We start from the raw sequence: 22,740 nt of genomic DNA, 5'->3' as shown, positions 1-22,740 counted from the left end.
CTTGTTCCCTATAACGACAATCCATGAGCCGCTACCGCCCTCCCCGCACCGCTGGCACCGCGCTGATCACCCCTGAGGGTGAAGCGCGGATGCGAGCCGAACTCCATGAGCTTTGGCACGTCCGCCGCCCGCAAGTGACGCAGTCGGTGAGCGAAGCAGCGGCCCAGGGGGATCGTTCAGAGAACGCCGAATACACCTACGGTAAAAAGATGCTGCGTGAAATCGACAGTCGCGTGCGCTTTCTTACCAAAAGGCTGGAAAGTCTGAAAGTCGTCGACGCACACCCCAGCGACGTCAACAAGGTCTACTTCGGCGCCTGGGTGACCATTGAGGATGAAGACGGCAAAGAGTCACGCTACCGGATCGTCGGCCCTGACGAACTGGACCTGAAGCTGAACCTGATCAGCATCGACTCGCCACTGGCCCGTGCCCTGATCGGCAAAGCACTGGATGCTGAAGTGAAAGTTCACACCCCCACCGGCGAACAGCTCTGCTATATCGTGGCGATTGATTACCTCTGATAGAGCAGGTCAGCCCTCTGGCACCGCGCCGTCGCACAGCAAACACAGCCCCTGTAGGAGTGAGCTTGCTCGCGATTCGTTTTTTTGGTCAATGAAATTTCCGCCTTAACTGCCGCTATCGCGAGCAAGCTCACTCCTACAGAACCTCATTTAGAATCATATAGTTATGTTTATTTGATAGGAGCTGCTGCCCTCAACACCGAGTAATCAAGCCCTGCCGGGCAATCCGCGTCAAATTGCGCACCACTTCCTCCACACGCTCGGCAGACGGCGCCTGAACCACTGCCAGATCGAACTGGTCATCCTTGAAGCTGGCCAATGATTGTTGCGGATCGACAAACTGGATCAGGAATGCGTGAGGCCCGCCGTTGCGACGTGGACGACCGTCCAGAAAGCGCAGCAAGGTAGGCTGGTGTGAACCGCAGAGCATTATTTTCGGGTTGCGACGGGAAAACTGGGTGGCGATCGGGGAAATACGAACGACGGGATGGCTCATGATGTTTTGTCTCAGCCTCAAATGCTCCGCTGGGCAGCGGTGAGAGGCAACACCGAACCAACGCTTTAGCGGTATTTCGAAGCCCCTGAGGACTTCTATCGACAAGCTTCATGCTCATCTGGCGCCCCGCAAGTAGTTGTGTAAATCGGCGCATGGGCAGCATCGTAGATAAGCCACCCGCTGATTGTCAATTGTCAGTAGCGCACTTCTGATTCGCCCCCAAATAAAAAGACCCGCACGAGGCGGGTCTTTGAAGCATCACATCTATCAGTAATGTAGATCAGTTACCGATGGCGCGATCAATAGACAGCTTGCCCGCCCCTTCAATCAATACCGCCACCACACCGCCCAGCAGGGCCAGCGCGAATTCGTAACCGTTGTTGGCCATGAACAAGCCGTTGTGGATATGGACCGAGAAGATTGCCACAACCAGTGTCGCTGCCAGTACCAGTGCCGCAGGACGGGCCAGCAAACCCACTACCAGACCCAGACCACCGAAGAACTCTGCGCTACCGGACAGCAGCGCCATCAGATAACCCGGTGTCAGACCCAGGCTCGCCATGTACTGGCCGGTGCCTTCAAGACCGTAGCCGCCAAAAGCGCCAAACAGTTTCTGGCTACCATGGGCAACGAAGATGATGCCGACCAGGATGCGCACAACAGTCAGGCCGTAGCCAGCGCGGGTGGTGAGAAGCGATTTGATCCGAGTGTTCATGTGGTGCATTCCGTGAATGAAGTTGATGGCGCCATATTAATCGGATCAGCCAATCTAACAATCGCAAAAAACTCGGCATCACTATCTATTTTTTCGATTACTTCCTGACTACCGCTTTGCCGGACGGCGATCGTTCCAGCGAATCCCGCTCACGATCAAACGCGAGGTAGTACTTGTTGACGCTGTTGACATAGCTCACCACGCCCATGCCGGCCTGATCCATTGCGACACGTTCAGTCTGAAAGAACCACTGATCAGGGTTGAGCCCTCGTCGCTTGGCCTCCTTGCGCATGCCTTGCACCCGCTCGGGGCCGAGGTTGTAGGCCGCCAGCGTGAACGCCATGCGTTCACGCTCGTTGAATCTGGAACTGCCGAAGAACTTGCGCCGGATCAGAGCCAGATACTTAGCCCCGGCCTGCACATTGCTGTCGGTAGACTGGATGTTGCCTACGCCGACCCGCTTCGCTGCGGAGGGCGTGATCTGCAACAGACCGGTAGCCCCGCCGCTGCCCTGGGCCTGTGGCTCAAGCCCTGACTCCTTGAAGGCCAGTGCAGCCAGATTCAACCAGTCCATACCCTGCGCATCTGCATGGCGTTGCAAGGTCGGACGCAGTTCCTCAAGGCGCTGGCGATCAGCCCGGGCCAACGGATTGTGGACTTTATAGAGATTTTTATAGGCCTTCTGGAACGCAATGTCCTGATTGGCTGGCGGTTTGTAGGTCTTTAGAAAGCCATCGATGGTGGTTCGCAGCATCGTCGCGTCCTGGCGGACAAACCAGTTCATGTCGCTGTTGGTGCTCAGCGTCAGCGAGCGATCCACACGCAATTTGGGCATGACTTTGGCCCATCGCTCAGCGATGGGCTGCTCGACCACGGTGAGGTGGAAGATACCGGCCTGAACCATTTCCAGTACGTCCTCGACCGCCAGACTGGGATCGACCCACTCGATTTTCACCGGTGCCAGCTTGCGCAGGGCCAGTCGCTGATTCAGCAGATGCACTGCTTCATCGGCCGCACTGCCCGCCGACAAACTCAGGGTTCGCCCGGAAAGCTGTTCGATGTGCTTGAAACTGCGCGCGCCCCTGACACCCACCACAACCAACGGCACATGACGGATGATCGGCTCACTGGCCTGAATGCCTCTGGCTTCCCGGGTGTCGAGCAACTCGCCGGGAGCAACCAGATCGCCCTCACCACGCTGCAGCGCTATGAGTAACTGGTTTTTGGCTTTGGGCATGACTTTGAAGGTAACTTGCTGACCATCACGGGAATGGCTATTGAGGTATTTTTCGAAAGCTTGCAGTCGGTGGTATTCGACGCCGATTTCCTCTCCCTTGGCATCCCCCGAGCTATTGCGGCTCTGATTGACCAGCACGCGCAATACCTTGCTGCTGCGAATCGTCGGCAGATCGCGCACGACGGTTTTGTGCTCGGCTACCTGCGGCCCGGCCTGGCGGGCACTGACCGAAAATGGCAGCAGCAGCGACACAGAAACCATCAGGTAAAGGGAGGCTCGGATCATTAACTCTCCAGGGAAATGCCGTTCGCAAAACATGAAAAAAGAAGTGGGTAAAGCTTGTGCGATGACACGAAGATCATCTGAGTATTGCGAAAGACAATCAGAATTCTCTCTCAAGATACTGATTGTATTACCTTTTATTATTGAAGCCGTAGCTCTGATATCCTCAGCGGTCTCCGGCCTGAGGTAGCACCATGCAACTCATCGACATCGGCGTCAATCTGACAAACGCCAGCTTCGACTCGCAACGACAGGCGGTGCTTGATCGCGCATACGCTGCGGGCGTCTGTCAGTTGCTGCTCACGGGTACCAGCGTCGAGGGCAGCGAGCAGGCTTTGAAGCTTTGCCATGAGCTCGACGAAAGCGCTTTGCGACTGTTCAGCACCGCAGGGATTCACCCTCACTCGGCGGTTGACTGGAACGCCGACAGCGAGCGCCAGCTGCGCGCCCTGCTTCAGGAAGACCGTGTGCGGGCCGTTGGCGAATGCGGGCTGGATTTCAATCGCGACTTCTCCCCTCGCCCGCAACAGGAAAAGGTCCTGGAAGCACATTTGGCAATGGCCGTGGAGCTGCAAATGCCGGTGTTCCTCCACGAGCGCGACGCCAATCAACGATTGCTGGAAATCCTCCGAGACTACCGTGATCGTCTGCCTGCCGCCGTGGTGCACTGTTTCACCAGCGAACAGCGTGCGCTCTACAGCTATCTGGATATGGACCTGCACATCGGCATCACCGGCTGGATCTGCGACGAGCGCCGCGGCGGCCACCTGCATCCCCTGGTCCGAGATATTCCCCGAGGCCGATTGATGCTGGAAAGCGATGCGCCGTATCTGCTGCCACGCACCCTGCGGCCCAAGCCGAAGAACGGCCGCAACGAACCCGGTTTTCTGCCGGAAGTATTGCGTGAAGTCGCGCAGCATCGCGGTGAGACCCTAGAGGATCTGGCCAGCCACAGCAGCGCTACCGCTCGGGATTTTTTCGTATTACCTCAAATACCTGTCGCCGCTCAGGATTAGGTTGATCCAGGTCAAGGAACGCTTTGTTCAGTGGGAGATGATGATGGCACCTTGCTGCATATCTCCTCCTGACTAACCAAAGAAGACCTCCCATGGGCACCTGGATTAGCAACCTTTCCCTGAAGTACAAATTCTGGGCCGTCAACGCGGTGGCCTTTTTCACCACGTTGATGCTGGTTATTTACGCCCTGCAACTGGAGCAACAGGCTCGCATTGATGACGCTCGAGAATCAGCTCAGGCGCAGGCAAGACTGCTCACTGCCTGGCCTGCATCCCAGGCGCTGCCGAGCCAGCCAGAGCTGCTGATTTTCACTGCCGGGCAAACACCCGAATTCAAGGGACAACCTCTGCCTGAGTTAGGTGCTGCCACAGAATGGGTGGAACTCGGCTCACAATCGTTAACGGGCGAACACCTCCTGACAGGTGCTCAGATCGTGTCACGGCCTGACGGGCAGCGCATTGCGGTACTGGCGTTTGCCCCAAGCCTGATGCAAGTGCTGGAGCAGCGCTTCGCTAACTACGCCATTGCCGTGTTGGTACTGATGCTCGCCATGCTCGGCGCTTCGCAATTGCTGATCCGCTTCCTGCTGAGCCAGCTCAACACGCTCAAGGACGTCATGCTGCACGTGGAAAAAAGCGGCGACCTGTCTGCCCGCGTGCCGCTGACCGGCGAGGATGAAGTGGGTCAGATGGCCAAGGCATTCAACGCCATGCAGGCTGGCTATCAGCGGGTCGTCACTACCGTCTCGCAGACTGCTGCGCGCCTGGATCAGGGCGCAGTGCATCTGGCGACAGGCATGAACGACGTGCGCCATGGCATGCTTGGCCAGCAAAGTGAGACCGACCAGGTTGCCACCGCCATCAACGAGATGTCTGCGACGGTTTTCCATATCGCCCAGCACGCCAGCACCACACGGGATCAATCCCGGACCGCCGATACTCTGGCGGGCAGTGGCAAGGCTGTCGTTGATCGGGTCCAGACCTCGATTGCCGGTTTGTCGAGTGGCGTGCAGCAGACCGCCGGGATGATTCAGCGTCTGGCCGAAGACAGTCAGAAGATAAACGGCGTGGTTAGCGTGATTCATAGCATCGCCGAGCAAACCAACCTGCTGGCCTTGAACGCTGCGATCGAAGCGGCACGAGCAGGTGAAATGGGTCGCGGCTTTGCGGTGGTCGCCGATGAAGTCCGCAACCTGGCCAAACGCGTACAGGTCTCCACAGATGAAATCACCACGATGGTTTCAGCGTTGCAATCCGGCACGCGGGATGCCGTCGACTTTATGCAGGACAGCTCGTTCAAGGCTGACGAGTGCGTGCAGCAAGCACATGAGGCAGGCGAAGCGCTGGCGGCCATTGCCGATGCGGTGGCGCAAATGCGCGAAAGCAACACTCAGATTGCCGTGGCCGCACAGCAACAAAGCCAGGTCGCCGAGGAAATGAACCGCGCCGTGGTCAGCATACGCGACGTGACCGAGCGCACCGTCAACCAAACCGTGGACTCGGCGAGTACCAGCGACGAGCTTGCGACCCTGGCGGGTGAGCTGAGCAAAGCGATCGGGCAGCTCAAGCTTTGAAGAGAACTCGCTAAGCCTTGATCGCCCAGGTCCTGTGCCATACCAGATGCTGAGGGAGATTCTATGTTGGCCTGCAAACGCGAATCCGTGGGAGCGAATTCATTCGCGAAGGGGCCGGTACATTCGATGTATCCGTGCCGTCAGGAATGCCGCCTTCCCGAATGAATTCGGTCCCACCGGGATCAGCGCTTGCAGGCAACCATAGAATCTCCCACATGTGGATCGCATTCCAATCAACAAACGGGGTGTTCAAACTTAATAATTTAGCGCCTATCACACCGATAGTCAGACTTGATTCGCCGCCACTGCGAGTCGGGCCTACTCTTCAGGCATTCATAGTGTTTGAAGAGGAATGCAGTCATGGCCAAGCGCTTACTCAATCTCCATATAGGGCAATGGCGCGGTGACGCGAAAAATCATAAGCGCTCGACCCAGCATCTGATCGCCGTACCGTTATTACTTCTGGCCACTCTGCTGATTGTGGACGGGATATTTTCCATGAGCGTTATCTCGTTGGCCGTTGGCATCATCGGGATGATCGCCGCGTTGGGCATTGAGCGTCACGGGCAATCGCTAGCGGCGTGACAACGGGCTCATCCAAACACCGTCACCGTCTGCCGACTGATCGCAATCAGCTCCCCCGTCGGCGACCAGAGCATCGCGGCGGTGTGTCCGTAACCATCGCGAGCATGCTCGATTACCGCTTTGTAAGAACACCAGTCATGAGTGCTCAACACAGACATGGGCTGGACAAACTCGATAGTCCAGGTCAGTGAACTGCCCGGCGCGGGTTTGCTCAGGTGAGGCAACAGCGCCGGTGGCCAGGCATCGACCAGCGCCAGCATGTGCGCTTCGCTGGAAGGCCCTTCTTCGATATCGCGAAACCGCACATAACCGCCAATGGCCGGGGAAGGCGTGTTGCTGAACGGCAAACCGCCCAACGCCCAACGCAGCTCCATAAACCGCAGGTACTCGGGCATCATGCCGCTGACGAAGGGCAATTGCGGACACGCTTCCAGCGGCTTGAGCGTTGGCGCGGGATCAGCCTTGACCGAAATCACCGACTCACGGGACGCACCGAAGCTGCCCTGAATCAGCGTCATCACCTGACCATTTTGCGTGGCTCGCCCCAGCAACTGGCTGACGGCTTTGCCCTCGCGCAATACCTCTACTTCGAAAGCAATCGGGACGCCAGGCTCGGCCGGGCCGACAAAGGTGATCGCCAGTGAGCGCACCGGCCTTCCCTCAGGCACTTTGGCGCGCATCGCTTCATATTGCAGCGCTGCCATCAAACCACCAAAACTGGCGCGGCCTTGCGCCCATTCAGCCGGGATAGTCACGGCCAGCGGGTTACGCTGCACCGCGTCGATCAGCTCGGAAAACTTCATGTATACCCCGTAGTACCGGTAATAAAAAACCCGCGCGGTGGCGAGTCAGCAAACAGGTGTTGATCTTAACCAGCCATCATGGATAGCGCATACGTCATATTGGCCATATTTGCGGCCGGATCAACGCTGACCAGTCGCTCAAGGGCCGCACAGTCTCTGGCGACTAACGCACCTGTACAGACTGTGTGAAAACGTAGCGAGCGACGGCAAGACAAGGCAAAAACAGGCGAAAAAGCGGAGTCTAGGTGTTCTAAATGAGCATTTTTCGCCTGTTTTTAACACAGTATTGCCGAGCGCAGTAGTTTTCACACAGTCTGTGTAGGAGCGCGCTTGCCCGCGATTGGGTCCGTCAGCCGATTAATATATTGCCTATGCCGACGCAATCGCGGGCAAGCGCGCTCCTACAGGTAGCAAAGCATTCCAAATCAGACATTTGGAATGTGTTTAACGGCAGCCAATACTCTAAAGCGATTTCAACCGAAGCAGGTCTTGCTCAAGCGCAGCAGCGCAACGTCAGCCTTCTTCTCGGCACGTACGATGCCGGTTTGCCAGGAGGCGATGCAAGGTGCCAGATCGCGCTCCTGCCCGGCCTGAGCCAGCCACTGCAGATGATCATGCCAATCGCCCAGCGCACCTTGAGCGGCTTTCAGACGCGATTGCATTTTCTTCGGCTGATGGCTCAACTCGGGATAAGCGTCTGCGGCGTAGCGCACGCGTTTGATCAACAAGCGCAGACGATGCCGGTCATGAGCCGGATCGGCGATGGCTTCGCGAAGTTTTTTCCACTGCTTGTCCATGCCTTTCTCGATGGTCTTGCGCAGGCCTCGCAGCAATTGCTGGCGTTGTTGCACCCGCAGGAATCCGGGAAACTGATCCAGGGTGCTGAACAGTCGACCGAGCTCAGCCGATGTCGCGACCTGCCCGTAAGCCTTGCTAACCTTATTGATGCGCACCGACGCAGCATCGGCCAGGCCTTGCTCGGCCAAGTGTGCGGCAAGTACTTCCATGTCCCGCAGCGGCGTGGTCAATTCCCCTACCGCCTTGGCTGCCGCTTCCAGTTGCTCGACCCCTGATACGCCGCGAAGAGGACGCAACAGGCTGCGCAGACGCCGGACCGTAGTGCGCAGGTCGTGCAACGCCTCGGGGTCGGTGGATGCGGCAAGACGCGCCTGACAAGCCAGCAACTTGATGTGCAGGCCCAGGACTTGTGCGACCAGATGGTCAACCATCGATGACATGAACTCATCCTTATCGTGAATCGTGGGTTTCTTTGACTGGCGATAAACGCCATGGCAAACGTCGCCGCAATTGCTTCAGACGCCGCCTAAGTTCGGCCGGTGAAGACGAGCTACCCGCATAACGCTGAGCCTGAAACTCTAGGGCGAAGGCGACGATTGCGTCGGCGTGCCCTGGCAATAACAGCGCAGCACGACGCGAGAACTCCTCGACGCCCTCCCCCGGCAAACGCCGCAGGCCATGACGTGCCAGCAGTCTTTCGAACGCGCCGAACAGGCGAAGTTGCGAATCACTTTCGCGCTGCCAGGGTTTGAACACCCACAACGCGATCAACCCCATAAACACGCACAGACCCACGATGAAGGCCGGAGCCTCCAGGCCGGAGAACCAGCGATTCAGCACCCGCAACTGCTCCTGCCCCTGATAGCCCAGCACCCAGCGCTGCCAGCCGTAATTGAGATTGTCCCAGCTGAGGCGCAGCGAATTAAGCCACGGTACATGGCGATAGCGCAGCGCCGACATGGGCGAGTCCGCTAGAAACGCCTCGTCCGCCGCCAACGCTTGCTCCAGTCCCTGTTCTATACGTTGCGGCGCCACCGCTGCGGTGGGATCGACGCTGCGCCAGCCAACACCGGGCTGCCAGTACTCAACCCAGGCGTGAGCATCAAACTGGCGTACCGTCAGGTACTGGCCGTCCGGGTTGAGTTCGCCGCCCTGATAACCGGCCACCACCCGCGCCGGAATACCCGCCGCACGCAACACGAAAGTCATCGCCCCTGCGTAATGCGCGCAAAAACCACGGCGGCTTTCAAACAGGAAGTCATCAATGCTGTCTGGTCCCAGCGTCGGTGGTTTGAGGGTGTAGTGATAAGGCTCGCGGGCAAAGTAATCGAGCATCGTCTGCACCAGCTCATCGGGCTGTGGATGACGGCGCAACAGATCGCTGGCCCACTGCCGCGCCTGAGGGTTGCCCTTGGCGGGTAATTGCAGGTCCTGTCGCTGAATGTTCTCGCTGAGTTGCGCCTCACGGGTCGCGTCCGGCCAGGAGATGACGTTGTAGAGCAACGACTGCTCCACCGGCCGACGTCGCTGCAAGCGGAAATCGTTCATCTGGCGCACATCACCCAGATTGCTTTCGGCTACGTCCAGGCTCGACAACCAGGGTCGGCCGCTGGGCTCCATGACGATGCTGTAACTCAGGGAATCACCACGTTTCTGCCATTGCGGCATCTGCACGGTTTGCGCGCGCGGCGACTGCGACCAGCGTCGCCCGTCAAATTGTTCAAGGGTCAGGGAGCGCCAATACAACTGATTACGAGCCGGAATCGGGCCGTCAAAACTGGCGCGAAATACCAACGCCGCTGACTTACTCAACTCAGCCATGTCCCCCGGCGCCATGTTGTCGGAAAGCCCCGTCTGGCCTTTATTACTCGGCTGCGGCAATGACCAGAGCGGCTCCAGACGCGGGAAGAACAGGAACAGCAGAAGCATCAGCGGCACCGCCTGCACCAGCAATTTGAGCGCCAGCTTGAGGCTGCCGGACTGACTGCTGGAATGACTGGATGACTGCAAGCCGATCAACGCCGCCAATAATGTGCTGACGGGTAACAAGGTGAACGCCGCCCACAGCAGGTTGTCCTCGAACAAGTAGCCGACCGTGATGCAAAAGAAGCCGAGGAAGATCAATACCAATGCATCACGCCGACTCTGCATCTCGAGCATTTTCAGCACAAAAGCCGCTACTAACAGCGCAGCGCCCGCCTCCAGCCCGACCAGGCTGCCACGGGCCAGATACACCCCGCCCGCCGTGCCCACCAGCAGCCCGCCTTTTATCCATGCACCGGGATGGCGAGCACGCATGCGGAAGATCTGCACGCGCCACAGCATGCAGGCCAGCCACAAAATGATGATGGTTCCAGGAATGTGCTGAATAAACGGCACGATGACCAGCGCTTGTGCCAATAGCAGCCAGAGCAGACTGGTACGCGGAATCGGCAGGCTCAGGCCGGACGCAACGGCGCTCATTGCCGCACGCCATAAAGCGCCAGTGCCCGAAGGCAGGTTTCACGATGCAGATTGCCACTGTCCACGGCCGACAGATAACCCGGCAAACGCAAGGCAAACGGTTGCTGACGCTGGGACAGAATCACCACCCAGTAGCACAGACGCGACAGCCGCTCTTCGATATCACCGCCCAAGGCCATGAAATCCAGGCACAAGTCCTGGCCACTCAGATCAGTGAAGTCTTTGAGCAGCAGCCCTTGGCCCCTTGAATATGCCTTCCAGTGCAGGCGTCGCCGATTGTCACCGGGCTGATAAGTGCGCAAGCCCTGATAGTCATCCACGCCGGGGCCCTGAGTGGCCACGCCGTGATCTTCGGCATGAGGTTGAACGCCCTTTAGCAGTGGCATTGCACCCGCCACCGGCCGAGGGTAAATCAGCGCAGTCTGCTCCAGATCCAGCCAGCTCCAGGTGCGCAGAATGCTTAACGGAAAGACGCTTTCAACCCGCAGCCTTGGCGCCCGCAGCCAGCCGCGATTATGCGCAGGCAAGCTCAGTTCAACCTCGATCCGCGCCTCGGAAGCAATATCGACCTGCTGCAACTGCTCGGCGTCCCAGCCCAGCGAGATCGCCTGATGAGCGTGATGATCACTCTCCAGGCGCAGGCTCAGATGCACGGTTTCACCGACAAACACCGGCCGCGCCGTGCCTGCGCTAATCACCAGACCACTCAAGTTTCGGTAGGTGTGCAGGATCCCCAAAATCGCCATCGACAGCAGCAGGAACGTCAGACCATACGCCAGGCTGTTCTGATAATTGATCGCCACCAATAACATCAAAAACAGCACCAACGCGAAACTGCCACCCGTGCGGGTGGGCAGAATGAAAATGCGCCGGTGATCGAGTTTGACCCGCGACGCGGGGGGGATACGTCGCGCCAGCCAGCGCTGCCAGAACGGTTTGAACTGTTCGATCAAAGCGCCGGCACCTCACGCAGCAGCCATTGGACCAATGCCCCGCCGCCATGCCCGGTGGGATCGGTCCGCTCACGAAGACGATGGCCGACCACCGAGGGCAAGATCGCCTGCACGTCTTCGGGGATCACATACTCGCGTCCGGCCAGCAAAGCCCAGGCCCGAGCTGCACTTAGAATCGCCAGACTCGCCCGTGGCGACAACCCATAAGCGAACTGCGGCTGGGCACGGGTTGCGTCCACCAGCCGCAAGACGTAATCCACCAACGCATCACTGACCCGCACTTGCCGGGCCTGCGCTTGCAGTGCGCCCAGCTCGGCGTGATTAAGCAGCGGCTGTAAACGGGGTAGCAGGTCCCGACGTGATTCGCCCAGCAACAGGGCTTTCTCGGCAGAGCGTGCAGGATATCCCAGAGAAAGACGCATCAGGAAGCGGTCCAGTTGCGACTCGGGCAACGCGAAAGTGCCGCCCTGACTGAAGGGGTTCTGGGTGGCGATGACAAAGAATGGATCCGGCAGAAGACGCGTCGCGCCTTCGATAGTGACCTGCCCCTCTTCCATGGCTTCAAGCAAGGCGCTCTGGCTCTTGGGCGTGGCGCGATTGATTTCGTCGGCCAGTACCAGCTCAGCGAAAATCGGCCCTGGGTGAAAGGTGAACTGTCCGGTTTCCCGATCAAACACCGAGGTGCCAAGAATGTCACCCGGCAACAAGTCCGAAGTGAACTGAATCCGCTGGAAGCTGAGGCCCAGTACCTTGGCCAGGGTATGGCTGAGGGTGGTTTTGCCCATACCGGGCAAGTCTTCGATCAACAAATGGCCGCCACCGAGCAGGCAGGTCATTGCCAACCGGACTTGCGGCTCCTTGCCTAACACCACCTCATTAATGGCGTTGAGGCACTCATCGAGTTTTCTGCCCATCGAAAACACTCTCCAGGCGACTGCCTATGTCTAAAAACAGGACTGCTGTGCAGTCACAATAAAGTTAGCGTAGGTGTTTTCGCCAGAGAGAAGAGGAAATTGGTACGGAAGGGATGGGAATGTTGCCTGAAAAACAATTGTGGGAGCGGCGATTGCGCGCGATAAACGATAACGCGGTATGCCTTCTGGCCGCGTCTCATGTATCGCGGGCAAGCACCGCTCCCACAGGCGGCCTCCTCTACTTACCTGCCAGCGCGGGATTCGCGAATATAGAATCGGGCTTTTTCGGCTTTCTCGGTGCAACCTTCGAAGGCTTCGAATTGTTGCTGGGTCTTGGCGCCGGTCAGCAAGGACAAGGCCTTGGAGTAGCTGACAGTGCCGGCGAAGCCTTCAGCCTTGGCCAGATCAAGTTCCTTCCAGGCCGAATCAAGCTGCGTCCCGCAACTTTCGCGATAACCGGTTTTACCCGCGCAACCAGTGAGAACCAGAGCAAACAAGGGCAGGACAATCCAGGCTTTCATCGGTGTTACCTCAAGAAGAAATATCAATGGTGCAGCTTTGACGGTGTCACTTGCTGAAAGTGCCATCACCGGGGCCGCAAGGGTAACTGTTTTTTGCTGAATCAGAGCCTTCACATCGCGCAAATGAACGATAAAAATAGCCCGATTCAAGCGTATGGTGGATCAATCTGATTCGGAGGTCGTTCATGAAAAAACGTATAGCACTGGTGCTCGGTTCTGGAGGCGCTCGGGGTTATGCGCATATCGGTGTCATTGAGGAGCTGGAGCGCCGCGGTTACGAGATAGCCTGCATTGCGGGTTGCTCCATGGGCGCAGTGGTTGGCGGTGTCTATGCGGCAGGGAAACTCAGGCAATACCGGGAATGGATTGAGAGCCTGGACTATCTGGATGTGCTGCGTCTGGTGGACGTCAGTTTCCGCCTCGGTGCTATTCGGGGCGAGAAGGTATTCGGTCAGATCCGCGAGATCGTCGGCGAAATCAACATTGAAGACCTGCGCATCCCCTACACCGCCGTGGCGACCGACCTGACCCATCAGCAGGAAATCTGGTTTCAGGAAGGTTGTCTGCATCAGGCCATGCGCGCCTCGGCGGCAATCCCCAGCCTGTTCACGCCAGTGATGCAGGGTCATCGCATGCTGGTGGATGGGGGCCTGCTCAATCCGCTGCCCATCGTGCCGGTGGTGTCCAGCCATTGCGACCTGATCGTCGCGGTCAATCTCAACTCGACCACCCAAGGGCATTATCAATTACCGGTGATCGAGCGTCCGCCTGCGGTGAAACGGCGCTTCGATCACATGATCAGTTCACTGGGTTCGCGCCTGCCGTTCCGTCGCAAACTGGACGCCGCTGGCAACGAGGTGTTGCACCTGCCGCAGAACAGCCCCAAGGCCAGCGCGGCGACGATCGACAATCCCTGGCTGGAATCCGCCGACCCGCAAGGTCAGCAACCCGCCGCAGCCCCTCAAGGAGAGAGCGCGCCAAAGTCCGCCACAGGATCGGTAATCATCGACAACGTCGGCCCGGCGTCACTGCTGGACCTTATCAACCAGAGCTTCGAAGTGATGCAAACCTCGCTGGCGCAGTACAAGATCGCCGGGTATCCGCCGGATATCCTGATCAATGTGCCAAAACGCGTGTGCCGTTTTTTCGAGTTTTATAAGGCACCGGAACTCATCGCTCTGGGCCGGGAAATCGCCAGTGATACGCTGGATCGGTATGAGGCGGAGCATCGAGGCGGCAGTTGAGGCCCCATTGGATGACTCATATCCTGTGGGAGTCGCCCCGGTGTCCCTGACACCGCGCTGTCGCGCAGCAAACGGGTGACCTGTAGGAGCCAACTTGTTGGCGAGACGTCGGACCCGCATCGTCAGAAATTCCGCTTCGCCAACAAGTTAGCTCCTACAAGGTCCGCGTTTCAAATCCATTATTGGAGTGATGTTTGATAGGAGCAGAGCTTGCTCGCGATAGGCTGGATGCGTTCTAAAGTGAATCGCGTCTGGCTTTATCGCGAGCAAGCTCTGCTCCCACAAGTATGCATTCAGTCACAAAAAGGAGCTCAAGCCTCCCGCAACCGGTACCCCACACCCGCCTCTGTCACGATAAACCTCGGTGCAGTTGGGTCATCCGCCAGCTTCTGGCGCAGGTGACCGACCACAATTCGCAGGTAATGGCTGTCTTCGGTGTGGGTCGGGCCCCATATATCCTTGAGCAGTTGCTGCTGGGTGATGACCCGTCCCGGATGTCGCGCCAGTTGGGCCAACACCGCGTACTCCTTGCGGGTCAAGGCCACTTCTACTCCATCCAGCAGCACCCGGCGATACGCCAGATCCACTGTGAGCGGACCGAACACTAATGCCGCGCCCTGCTGTTCGCCTGTAGGGGCCTGACGCAACAAGGCGCGAATACGAGCCAGGAACTCCTGAATACCAAACGGTTTGGTCACGTAGTCATTGGCACCACCATCCAGCGCCTCGACCTTCTGTGCTTCGCTGGCCCGCACCGAAAGCACCAGCACGGGCACGCTGGACCACTCGCGAAAATCGCGTAGCACTTGCTGGCCATCCATGTCCGGCAAGCCCAGGTCCAGCACCAGTAAGTCGGGTTTGTTCAGCGCGGCCTGATTCAGGCCTTCAGCTCCGGTCCCGGCCTCCAGCACCTTGTAACCCTGAGATGCGAGGCTGATGCGCAGAAACTTGCGAATCTGCGGCTCATCATCGATCACCAGAATGGTTGCGGTCTGACTCATGATCACCCTTATTCTTTAACGTAAAACGGAATCAAGACAGCAGTTCCGCTTCGCTTTCGCCTTGAGGCTGGGCCTGCAACGGTAAATATAAAGTGATGCATGTGCCATGGCCATCAATCCCCTGACCAACACTGATCCGGCCACCATGCGCGCCTACCATGCCCTGACAGATGGCTAACCCCAATCCCGTGCCCTGCCCGCCGCGATCACCTCGTGCTGCGGTATAAAACATGTCGAAAATCTTTGCCCGCTCTTCTTCCGGGATGCCCGGTCCTTCATCACTGACGGCGAAAAACAACTCGCCATCGATGGCCCCGGCTTCCAGTTCAAGCCGCCCATTCACGGGCGAAAAGCGCGCCGCGTTTTCCAGCACATTGACCAGTGCCTGCTCGATCAACGCGGCGTGCACATAGAGCAGCGGCAGTTCGCCGGGCAGTAAAGTCTGGACTTGCAGCGGCGCCATCACCGCACGGAGCCGGTTCAGGGCACTGCCGACGATATCCCCCGGCGATACCCAGTCCCGCGCCAGCTTCAACGCGCCGTGACCAAGGCGGGTCATGTCCAGCAGGTTTTGAATGTAGCGATCCAGACGCTCGGCTTCGTCGCGGGTGCCTTCGAGCAGTTCCCGCCGATCTTCAAGGGGAATGGCTTCGCCCAGTGCCAATAGACTGTCGATGCTGCCGCGCATGGCGGTCAGCGGCGTGCGCAGATCATGGGACACAGACGCCAGCAACGCACTGCGCAGCTGTTCAGTTTCACCATGTAAACGCGCCGCTTCCAAGTCATCCGCCAGTTGCGCACGGGCCAGTGCCTGAGCCAGCGGCTGGCTCAGCGCAATCAATAACCGACGTCGCTGCGCAGTGAAATCCTGCCCCGTACGCGCACTGACCCCCAGCAACGCCAACGGCCCTTCTTCGCCGGACAAGGGGTACCACCACCAGCGACTGGACGGCAGCGTGCCAGTGCCGTGACCCGCTGGCTGATCATGTTGCCAGGCCCAGTCGGCCGCAGCGCGTTCAGGCTCGGAAAGCTGAGCGATACCGCTCTGCACCTTCCAGCCATTGGGGCCATCACGGTCAAGCAAGCAAATTTCCAGCTCCTGCCAGCCGCTCAAATGCTGCCCGGCAGCACTGATCACTGCTTGCCTATCGGTGGCCGCAGTCAGCTTGCGCGAAAGATCGAGCAACTCACTGGTTTCTTCCTGTGTTTCGCGCAGGGCCTGCATCTGTCGACGCTGACGAGCCGCAAGGTTGCCGGTCAACGCAGACATCAGCAGGAAAAACAGTAAAGTCAGCACGTCTTCCTCGCGCTGGATACTCAGGGAAAAGCTCGGTGTTATGAACAAAAAGTCATAAGCCAGAAACGACAGAATCGAACAGGCCAGCGCCGGTCCCATGCTGGTCCGCACGGCGACCAGCAGCACGGCGGCCAGAAACACCAGCGAAATATTCGGTAGATCCAGCGCGCTGGACACCACCCAGGCCAGAGCACTGGCCAATACCGTGGCAACCACCGCCAGCAGATAGTCCTGCCAACGGGCAGGATGCGAAGAACGCACCCGGGGTTGATCCGGCAACGGCTCGCTGTCCAGCACACTGATTTCCAGCCCATGGGCTTCGCGCAGCAGTCGTTCCGCCACCCCGCCGCCCAACCAGCGACGGCGCAGTCGCGGCTGTGACTGGCCGACCAGCAAGACACTGGCGCGACGTTCACCCGCGTGCTGGATCAAGGTTCTCGCCACTTCACCGGCCCGCAACAGCACCACTTCACCGCCCAGCCGCTCGGCCAGTTGCTGCGCACTCTGCAGGCGGGCTCGATTTTGCTCATCGAACGGCCGACCATTGTCGACATGCACCAGGCTCCACGGCAGATGTCGCCGCTGGGCGACCCGGCTGGCGTGGCGTACCAGACGATCGGCGTGCGCATCGCCATCGACGGCCACCAACAGGCGACCGCGAACGGCCGGTGCAGCCTGCCCCAACTGGCGATACCCCTGAGCCAGATCGTCGTCGACCTGGGCCGCAGCGGTCTGCATCGCCAGCTCACGCAAGGCGGTCAGGTTGGTCTGGGTGAAGAAAGCGTCGATGGCCGCGCGCGCTTGCTCCGGCACGTACACCTTGCCGTCGCGAAGACGCTCCAGCAGTTCACGCGGCGGCAAGTCGATCAGCACCAGTTCATAAGCTTCCTGCAACACCCAGTCCGGCAAGGTTTCCCGGACCTGCACGCCGGTAATACCGCGCACCTGATCGTTTAGGCTTTCCAGATGCTGAACGTTGACCGTGGTGTACACGTCGATGCCCGCGGCCAACAGTTCCTGAATATCCTGCCAGCGTTTGGCATGGCGACTGCCGGGGGCGTTGCTGTGAGCAAGCTCGTCCACCAGGACCAGTTTCGGCTTGAGCCTGAGCAGACCGTCGAGGTCCATTTCTTCCAGGGTCACACCGCGATATTCCGAGCGAACCAACGGCTGCTGCGGCAAACCGCTCAGCAACGCTTCGGTCTCGGCGCGACCGTGGGTTTCGACGACCCCAGCGATCAGCGCCACACCCTGGCGCAATTGAGTGTGAGCAGCCTGCAACATGGCGTAGGTCTTGCCCACACCCGGCGCAGCGCCGAGGAACACCTTGAGCCGACCGCGCCCGTCTCCGGGCATCTCGGCTAGTAACGCATCGGCACGGCCGGAATCACTCATATTGCTCACTCAAAGCTGTGCTTGTTGTTGCGCAGACGTTAACTCATTCAGGCTGCGATTCAAGTTCAAAACGTTAACCACTGGCGGGCCAATCAACGGCCGCGAGGTATTGGCCTCGATCAAACCCTGGACTTTCTCCAGAGGCAGCTTGCGCGCAGCAGCAACCCTTGCAGTCTGGTATGCAACGGCCTCGGGTGAAAGGTGCGGATCAAGACCGCTGCCGGAAGTCGTCAGCAGCGCCAGCGGCACCGGGCCCTGACCTGGCACGACTTCTTTCGCAGCGTCTTCGCTGATCCGCGCAGCGAGCGCCGGATTGCTCGGAGAAAGGTTGCTGGCACCACTGGCGACCGTGGCAAAAGCGCCTGCAGAAGGACGCGAGTGGAACCACTCGTCTCCCGTGAAGGACTGGGCGATCAGCTGCGAGCCGCGAACCTTGCCGTCGGCATCATGAATCAGGCTGCCATTGGCCTGATCAGGGAAAGCGACCTGAGCAACGCCGGTCACGACCAGCGGATAAGCGACGCCGGTGATGAGGGTCATCAAGACCAGAAGACTCAGGGCGGGACGGATGATGGTGGACATGGTGAGAATCCTCATGAATCGAATTTGAAATGCAACCTCTTGTGGGAGCAGAGCTAGCTCGCGAGCGGTTTCATAAATAATCGCGGGCAAGCCCAGCTCCCACAGGTCAGTTTTCCTTCAGTTAAACCAACCCCAAGCCAACCAGAATCATGTCAATCAACTTGATCCCCACGAACGGCACGATAATCCCGCCCAGCCCGTAGATCAGCAGGTTACGACGCAGCAACTGCGCAGCATTGGCCGCCTGGACACGCACACCGCGCAGGGCCAGCGGGATCAGCACCACGATGATCAAGGCGTTGAATACGATGGCCGACAGGATCGCGCTCTGCGGGCTGGCCAGTTGCATGATGTTCAGCACGCCCAGTTGCGGATAAATCGCGGCGAACAACGCAGGCAATATCGCGAAGTACTTGGCAATATCGTTGGCAATGGAAAAAGTCGTCAGCGCACCGCGGGTCACCAGCAACTCCTTGCCGATCTGCACCACGTCCAGCAACTTGGTAGGGTCACTGTCGAGGTCGACCATGTTGGCCGCTTCCCGGGCAGCTTGCGTGCCGTCATTCATCGCCATGCCGACGTCGGCTTGAGCCAGCGCCGGCGCGTCGTTGGCACCGTCACCACACATCGCCACCAGACGGCCGTCGTTCTGCTCGGCACGAATGCGCTCAAGCTTCTTCTCTGGGGTAGCTTCAGCCAGCACATCATCAACCCCGGCCTCAGCGGCAATCGCCGCAGCGGTCAGCGGGTTGTCGCCGGTCACCATCACAGTACGAATGCCCAGCTTGCGCAGCTCGGCAAAGCGTTCACGGATGCCTGGCTTGACCACGTCCTTGAGGTGAATTGCGCCGATCAATTTCTTGTCGACACACACCAGCAGCGGCGTACCGCCAGTCTTGGCGATGCCGTCGATTTCCCGGGCCAGCGACGCGGGCAAATCACTGCGTTGCATGTCGACAAAAGCCAGCAGCGAATCCACTGCGCCTTTGCGATACACACGGTTCTGATAGTCCACGCCAGACAAACGGGTTTCAGCGCTGAACGGCACACCCGTAACGTCGGCAGGTTTTGGCTCAACCATCGGGTGCAGATTGCGCAGGTACTCGACGATGGATTTACCTTCCGCCGTGTCGTCGGCCAGGGAAGCCAGCAGCGCGGCTTCGCTGAGTTCTTTCGGGGTTACGCCTGGCGCGGCATAGAGCGCACTGCAACGACGGTTACCGAAGGTGATGGTGCCGGTCTTGTCCAGCAGCAGCACATGCACGTCCCCCGCCGCCTCCACGGCACGCCCGGATTTGGCGATCACGTTAAGCCGCACCAGACGATCCATCCCGGCAATACCGATGGCCGACAGCAGGCCGCCAATCGTCGTCGGAATCAACGTAACCAGTAGCGCCACCAGAAACACCAACGGTAAGCTCCCGCCCGCAAAATGGGCGAACGGTTGCAGGGTTACTACCACCAGCAGGAAGATCAGCGTCAGGCCGATCAGCAGGATATCCAGCGCCACTTCGTTGGGGGTTTTCTGCCGTTTGGCGCCTTCCACCAGAGCGATCATCCGGTCCAGCGTGGATTCGCCAGGGTTGCTGCTGATGCGCACCAGCAACCAGTCCGAGACCAGCCGGGTATTGCCGGTAACCGCCGAGCGATCACCACCCGACTCACGAATCACTGGCGCGGATTCACCGGTAATCGCCGCTTCGTTGACCGCAGCAATACCTTCGATGACCTCGCCATCGCCGGGAATCATTTCCCCGGCCTCGACTCGCACCACATCACCTTTACGCAGGGCGCTGGCATTGACTTCGCTGAAACGCCCCGACTCATCACGACGGCGCGCTTTCAGGCCTTCACTGCCCGCTTTGAGACTGTCTGCTCGTGCCTTGCCGCGACCTTCCGCCAAAGCCTCGGCGAAGTTGGCGAACAGCACGGTGAACCACAACCACAAGGCGATCTGTACCGCTACGCCAGTGGAAACAGCCGGATCGGGAATCAGGCACAGCACGGTGGTAAGGATCGCGGTCAGTTCCACCACCAGCATGACGGGCGAGCGTGCCAACTGCCGAGGGTTCAGTTTGACGAACGCCTGAATCAGCGCCGGGCGCCACAAGGCAGAGAAACCGGTTTTCACCGTCTCGGGGGCTGGCTGTGCTTGCACAGGCTTTGGTTCGGGCGATGCAGGTTTAGCGATAGGCATATTCATGGTCGGCTCCTCAGAAACCCAGACTCAAATGTTCGGCAATCGGTCCCAGTGCCAGGGTTGGCAGGAACGTGAGGCCACCGACAATCAGGATCGTCATGGTCAGCAGGGTGACAAACAGCGGGCCGTGGGTCGGGAAGCTGTTCAGGCCCAGTGGCGCGCTCTTCTTCATCGCCAGGCTGCCAGCCAGTGCCAGCACCGGCAGGATGTAGCCGAAGCGGCCGATGAACATCGCAAGACTGAGCATCAGGTTATGGAACACAGTGTTGGCGCTGAAGCCACCAAATGCCGAGCCGTTATTCGCCGTCGCCGAGGTGTAGGCGTACAGCAACTGGCTGAAACCGTGCGGGCCGGGATTACTTACCGACGCTATCGAGGCAGGCAAACTTGCCGCGATGGCACCCAGCACCAATACGCCGACCGGCATCACCAGCAACGTAGCCACCAGCAACTTGACCTCATTGGCCTGCAGTTTTTTACCGAGGTATTCGGGGGTACGGCCGATCATCAATCCGGCGAGAAACACGGCGATCAGCACGTTGAGCAGCATGCCGTTCAGACCAACACCGACACCACCGAAGATCACTTCGCCGACCATCATGTTGGCCAGCGCCACCATCCCGCTCAGCGGGTTGAGGCTGTCATGCATGCCATTCACAGAACCGTTGGACGCGGCCGTAGTAGCCGTCGCCCACAACACGGTGCCGGTGGTACCGAAACGGCTTTCCTTGCCTTCCAGCGGTGCGGTCTGTTCTACGTTGGCGACATTCAGCGTCGGATTAGGCTGATATTCGGCCCACATCGACACCGCACCGCCAATGATCAGCAAGGTCAGCATGCAGGCCATGATTGCCCGGCTCTGACGCATGTCTTTAACGTAATGGCCGAAGGTGAATACAAGAGCCGCCGGGATCAACAGAATCGACGCCAGCTGAAACAGGTTGCTCCACGCGGTCGGGTTCTCGTACGGGTGCGCCGAGTTGACACCGAAGAAGCCGCCACCGTTGGTGCCCAGTTGCTTGATCGCGATCTGGCTGGCGGCCGGGCCCATGGGCAGGCTTTGATCAGCGCCTTGCAGGGTCAGCGCATCAATGTAGTGAGCGAAGCTTTGCGGCACGCCCTGCCAGACCAGCAACAACGCCAGCACGATGCACAATGGCAGCAAGCCATAAAGCGTGACGCGGGTCATGTCGGTCCAGAAGTTACCGAGGTTCTGTGTCGAGCGACGGCTGATGCCACGGCAGAGCACCAACAGCACGGCGATACCAGTCGCGGCGCTGACGAAGTTCTGCACGGTCAGGCCGACCATCTGGCTCAGGTAACTGAGCGACGCTTCACCGCTGTAGGCCTGCCAGTTGGTGTTGGTGACGAAGCTCATGGCGGTGTTGAACGCGAGTGACCATTCCATGCCCGGCAATTGTTGCGGGTTAAGCGGCAGAGCGCCCTGCCCCAGAAGCATCGCGAATAACAAAACGAAACCGGCAAGGTTGAAGGCCAACAAGGCCCAGAGGTAGGTTTTCCAGTTCTGCTCGACAGCCGGGTCAACGCCCGACAGGCGATAGCAGAGGTTTTCAACCGGTCGCAGAACCGGCGTGAGCCAGGTGCGTTCACCTTCCACCACTCGGTAGTAGAAACGCCCTAACAATGGCGCGGGCAGCAGCACCAGTACGAGGAAGGCCAGAATCAATAGATAGTCATAGCTGTGCATGGCGACTCCGCTCCTAGTTCTGGCCAGCGCGTAACAGCGCAACCAGCAAGTAGATGAACAACCCTGCGGCCAACAACAGTGATACCCCGTCTACAGCGCTCATCGAATTACTCCGTCTCTACGGCGATTGCCGTGTGTGGGGTAATTGTCGTGAGAGTGGGTGTAAAGGAACGAGAGCGAGGGGTGGGGAGCGGCGTAAAGATGGCGTAAAGATGGCGGTTTTTGTGTGTATATCCGTTGGTGTGGTGACGGCTGATATTGGTTGCGCTTTTACAGCGCGTCACTTTTGAACATCCGGAAGCCGGCCCAGACAAAAGTAACCAAAACGCTCATGCCCCACCACTTGGCACCTCGCTGGCGCTCGGTGTACCCGCCCGCAGATCCTGAACCGTGGGCCGCCGCAACGGGCCATCCATGGCCCAATGCGGCTAACCC

Annotated in this window: 20 protein-coding genes; 5 read left to right on the top strand and 15 right to left on the bottom strand. The window is 59.1% G+C overall.

What is annotated here, in order from left to right; translation table 11 throughout:
* Nucleotides 1-23: 23 nt before the first annotated feature.
* A complete protein-coding gene (gene greB / locus RX972_RS17015; RefSeq protein ID WP_255882048.1) occupies nucleotides 24-521 on the top strand; it encodes a transcription elongation factor GreB in 498 nt (165 codons plus the stop codon).
* 193 nt (nucleotides 522-714) lie between these two features.
* Here the strand turns inward: greB and RX972_RS17010 are convergent, their stop codons facing one another.
* The 3 genes from RX972_RS17010 to RX972_RS17000 form a co-directional block, all read right to left on the bottom strand.
* On the bottom strand, nucleotides 715-1,017 hold the full coding sequence (locus tag RX972_RS17010) for a class I SAM-dependent methyltransferase (RefSeq protein ID WP_316877317.1): 303 nt from the start codon (nucleotides 1,015-1,017) through the stop codon (nucleotides 715-717).
* Nucleotides 1,018-1,297: 280 nt separating this feature from the next.
* Entirely contained in the window at nucleotides 1,298-1,732 is a 435-nt protein-coding gene (locus tag RX972_RS17005) for a DoxX family protein (protein ID WP_027901753.1), read from the bottom strand.
* 97 nt (nucleotides 1,733-1,829) lie between these two features.
* Nucleotides 1,830-3,254 carry a transglycosylase SLT domain-containing protein gene (locus RX972_RS17000; RefSeq protein ID WP_316877315.1) on the bottom strand — a complete coding sequence of 475 codons (1,425 nt, stop codon included), beginning with the start codon at nucleotides 3,252-3,254 and terminating at the stop codon, nucleotides 1,830-1,832.
* A 191-nt stretch (nucleotides 3,255-3,445) separates the two neighbouring features.
* Between RX972_RS17000 and RX972_RS16995 the strand changes: the two genes are divergently transcribed.
* The 3 genes from RX972_RS16995 (at nucleotide 3,446) to RX972_RS16985 (ending at nucleotide 6,426) form a co-directional block, all read left to right on the top strand.
* The gene (locus RX972_RS16995) at nucleotides 3,446-4,267 is read left to right on the top strand and encodes a TatD family hydrolase (protein WP_316877313.1); all 822 of its coding nucleotides are present in this window, start codon (nucleotides 3,446-3,448) and stop codon (nucleotides 4,265-4,267) included.
* A gap of 92 nt (nucleotides 4,268-4,359) precedes the next feature.
* Entirely contained in the window at nucleotides 4,360-5,841 is a 1,482-nt protein-coding gene (locus tag RX972_RS16990; RefSeq protein ID WP_316877311.1) for a methyl-accepting chemotaxis protein, read from the top strand.
* A gap of 360 nt (nucleotides 5,842-6,201) precedes the next feature.
* The gene (locus RX972_RS16985) at nucleotides 6,202-6,426 is read left to right on the top strand and encodes a hypothetical protein (RefSeq protein ID WP_122704689.1); all 225 of its coding nucleotides are present in this window, start codon (nucleotides 6,202-6,204) and stop codon (nucleotides 6,424-6,426) included.
* An 8-nt stretch (nucleotides 6,427-6,434) separates the two neighbouring features.
* On the opposite strand, the gene RX972_RS16980 is transcribed toward RX972_RS16985, so the two are convergent.
* The 6 genes from RX972_RS16980 to RX972_RS16955 form a co-directional block, all read right to left on the bottom strand.
* Entirely contained in the window at nucleotides 6,435-7,229 is a 795-nt protein-coding gene (locus RX972_RS16980) for an acyl-CoA thioesterase (protein WP_263271724.1), read from the bottom strand.
* Between the two features lie 473 nt (nucleotides 7,230-7,702).
* A complete protein-coding gene (locus RX972_RS16975; protein WP_316877308.1) occupies nucleotides 7,703-8,467 on the bottom strand; it encodes a CHAD domain-containing protein in 765 nt (254 codons plus the stop codon).
* 10 nt (nucleotides 8,468-8,477) lie between these two features.
* Nucleotides 8,478-10,490, bottom strand: coding sequence for a DUF3488 and transglutaminase-like domain-containing protein (locus tag RX972_RS16970; protein ID WP_316877306.1), 2,013 nt, complete (start codon nucleotides 10,488-10,490; stop codon nucleotides 8,478-8,480).
* Nucleotides 10,487-11,443 carry a DUF58 domain-containing protein gene (locus RX972_RS16965; protein ID WP_316877305.1) on the bottom strand — a complete coding sequence of 319 codons (957 nt, stop codon included), beginning with the start codon at nucleotides 11,441-11,443 and terminating at the stop codon, nucleotides 10,487-10,489. The genes RX972_RS16970 and RX972_RS16965 overlap by 4 nt, the downstream gene beginning before the upstream one ends.
* On the bottom strand, nucleotides 11,440-12,357 hold the full coding sequence (locus tag RX972_RS16960; RefSeq protein ID WP_099268637.1) for an AAA family ATPase: 918 nt from the start codon (nucleotides 12,355-12,357) through the stop codon (nucleotides 11,440-11,442). Before RX972_RS16960 ends, RX972_RS16965 begins: the two co-directional genes overlap by 4 nt.
* 242 nt (nucleotides 12,358-12,599) lie before the next feature.
* The gene (locus RX972_RS16955) at nucleotides 12,600-12,878 is read right to left on the bottom strand and encodes a hypothetical protein (protein ID WP_027901763.1); all 279 of its coding nucleotides are present in this window, start codon (nucleotides 12,876-12,878) and stop codon (nucleotides 12,600-12,602) included.
* A 185-nt stretch (nucleotides 12,879-13,063) separates the two neighbouring features.
* Here RX972_RS16955 and RX972_RS16950 point away from each other — a divergent pair, with 185 nt between their 5' ends.
* The gene (locus tag RX972_RS16950) at nucleotides 13,064-14,122 is read left to right on the top strand and encodes a patatin-like phospholipase family protein (protein WP_316877303.1); all 1,059 of its coding nucleotides are present in this window, start codon (nucleotides 13,064-13,066) and stop codon (nucleotides 14,120-14,122) included.
* A gap of 311 nt (nucleotides 14,123-14,433) precedes the next feature.
* Here RX972_RS16950 and RX972_RS16945 read toward each other — a convergent pair whose 3' ends face one another.
* The 6 genes from RX972_RS16945 to kdpF all read right to left on the bottom strand — a co-directional run bounded on the left by RX972_RS16945 (nucleotide 14,434) and on the right by kdpF (nucleotide 22,408).
* Nucleotides 14,434-15,123, bottom strand: coding sequence for a response regulator (locus RX972_RS16945; protein WP_316877302.1), 690 nt, complete (start codon nucleotides 15,121-15,123; stop codon nucleotides 14,434-14,436).
* A 31-nt stretch (nucleotides 15,124-15,154) separates the two neighbouring features.
* Entirely contained in the window at nucleotides 15,155-17,815 is a 2,661-nt protein-coding gene (locus tag RX972_RS16940) for a sensor histidine kinase KdpD (protein WP_316877301.1), read from the bottom strand.
* 9 nt (nucleotides 17,816-17,824) lie between these two features.
* Nucleotides 17,825-18,397, bottom strand: coding sequence for a potassium-transporting ATPase subunit KdpC (gene kdpC, locus RX972_RS16935; RefSeq protein ID WP_099268634.1), 573 nt, complete (start codon nucleotides 18,395-18,397; stop codon nucleotides 17,825-17,827).
* Nucleotides 18,398-18,518: 121 nt separating this feature from the next.
* Nucleotides 18,519-20,600, bottom strand: coding sequence for a potassium-transporting ATPase subunit KdpB (kdpB, locus tag RX972_RS16930; protein WP_410478239.1), 2,082 nt, complete (start codon nucleotides 20,598-20,600; stop codon nucleotides 18,519-18,521).
* Between the two features lie 10 nt (nucleotides 20,601-20,610).
* Nucleotides 20,611-22,305 (bottom strand): potassium-transporting ATPase subunit KdpA, encoded by a 1,695-nt coding sequence (gene kdpA / locus RX972_RS16925; protein WP_316877299.1) that lies wholly within the window; start codon nucleotides 22,303-22,305, stop codon nucleotides 20,611-20,613.
* A 13-nt stretch (nucleotides 22,306-22,318) separates the two neighbouring features.
* Entirely contained in the window at nucleotides 22,319-22,408 is a 90-nt protein-coding gene (gene kdpF / locus RX972_RS16920) for a K(+)-transporting ATPase subunit F (RefSeq protein WP_080237935.1), read from the bottom strand.
* Nucleotides 22,409-22,740 lie beyond the last annotated feature (332 nt).

This window comes from Pseudomonas syringae group sp. J309-1 (genome assembly GCF_032582135.1).
Lineage (GTDB): Bacteria > Pseudomonadota > Gammaproteobacteria > Pseudomonadales > Pseudomonadaceae > Aquipseudomonas > Aquipseudomonas quasicaspiana.
Note: the sequence above shows the minus strand (reverse complement) of the source record. Positions and strands in the feature narration are given on the sequence as shown.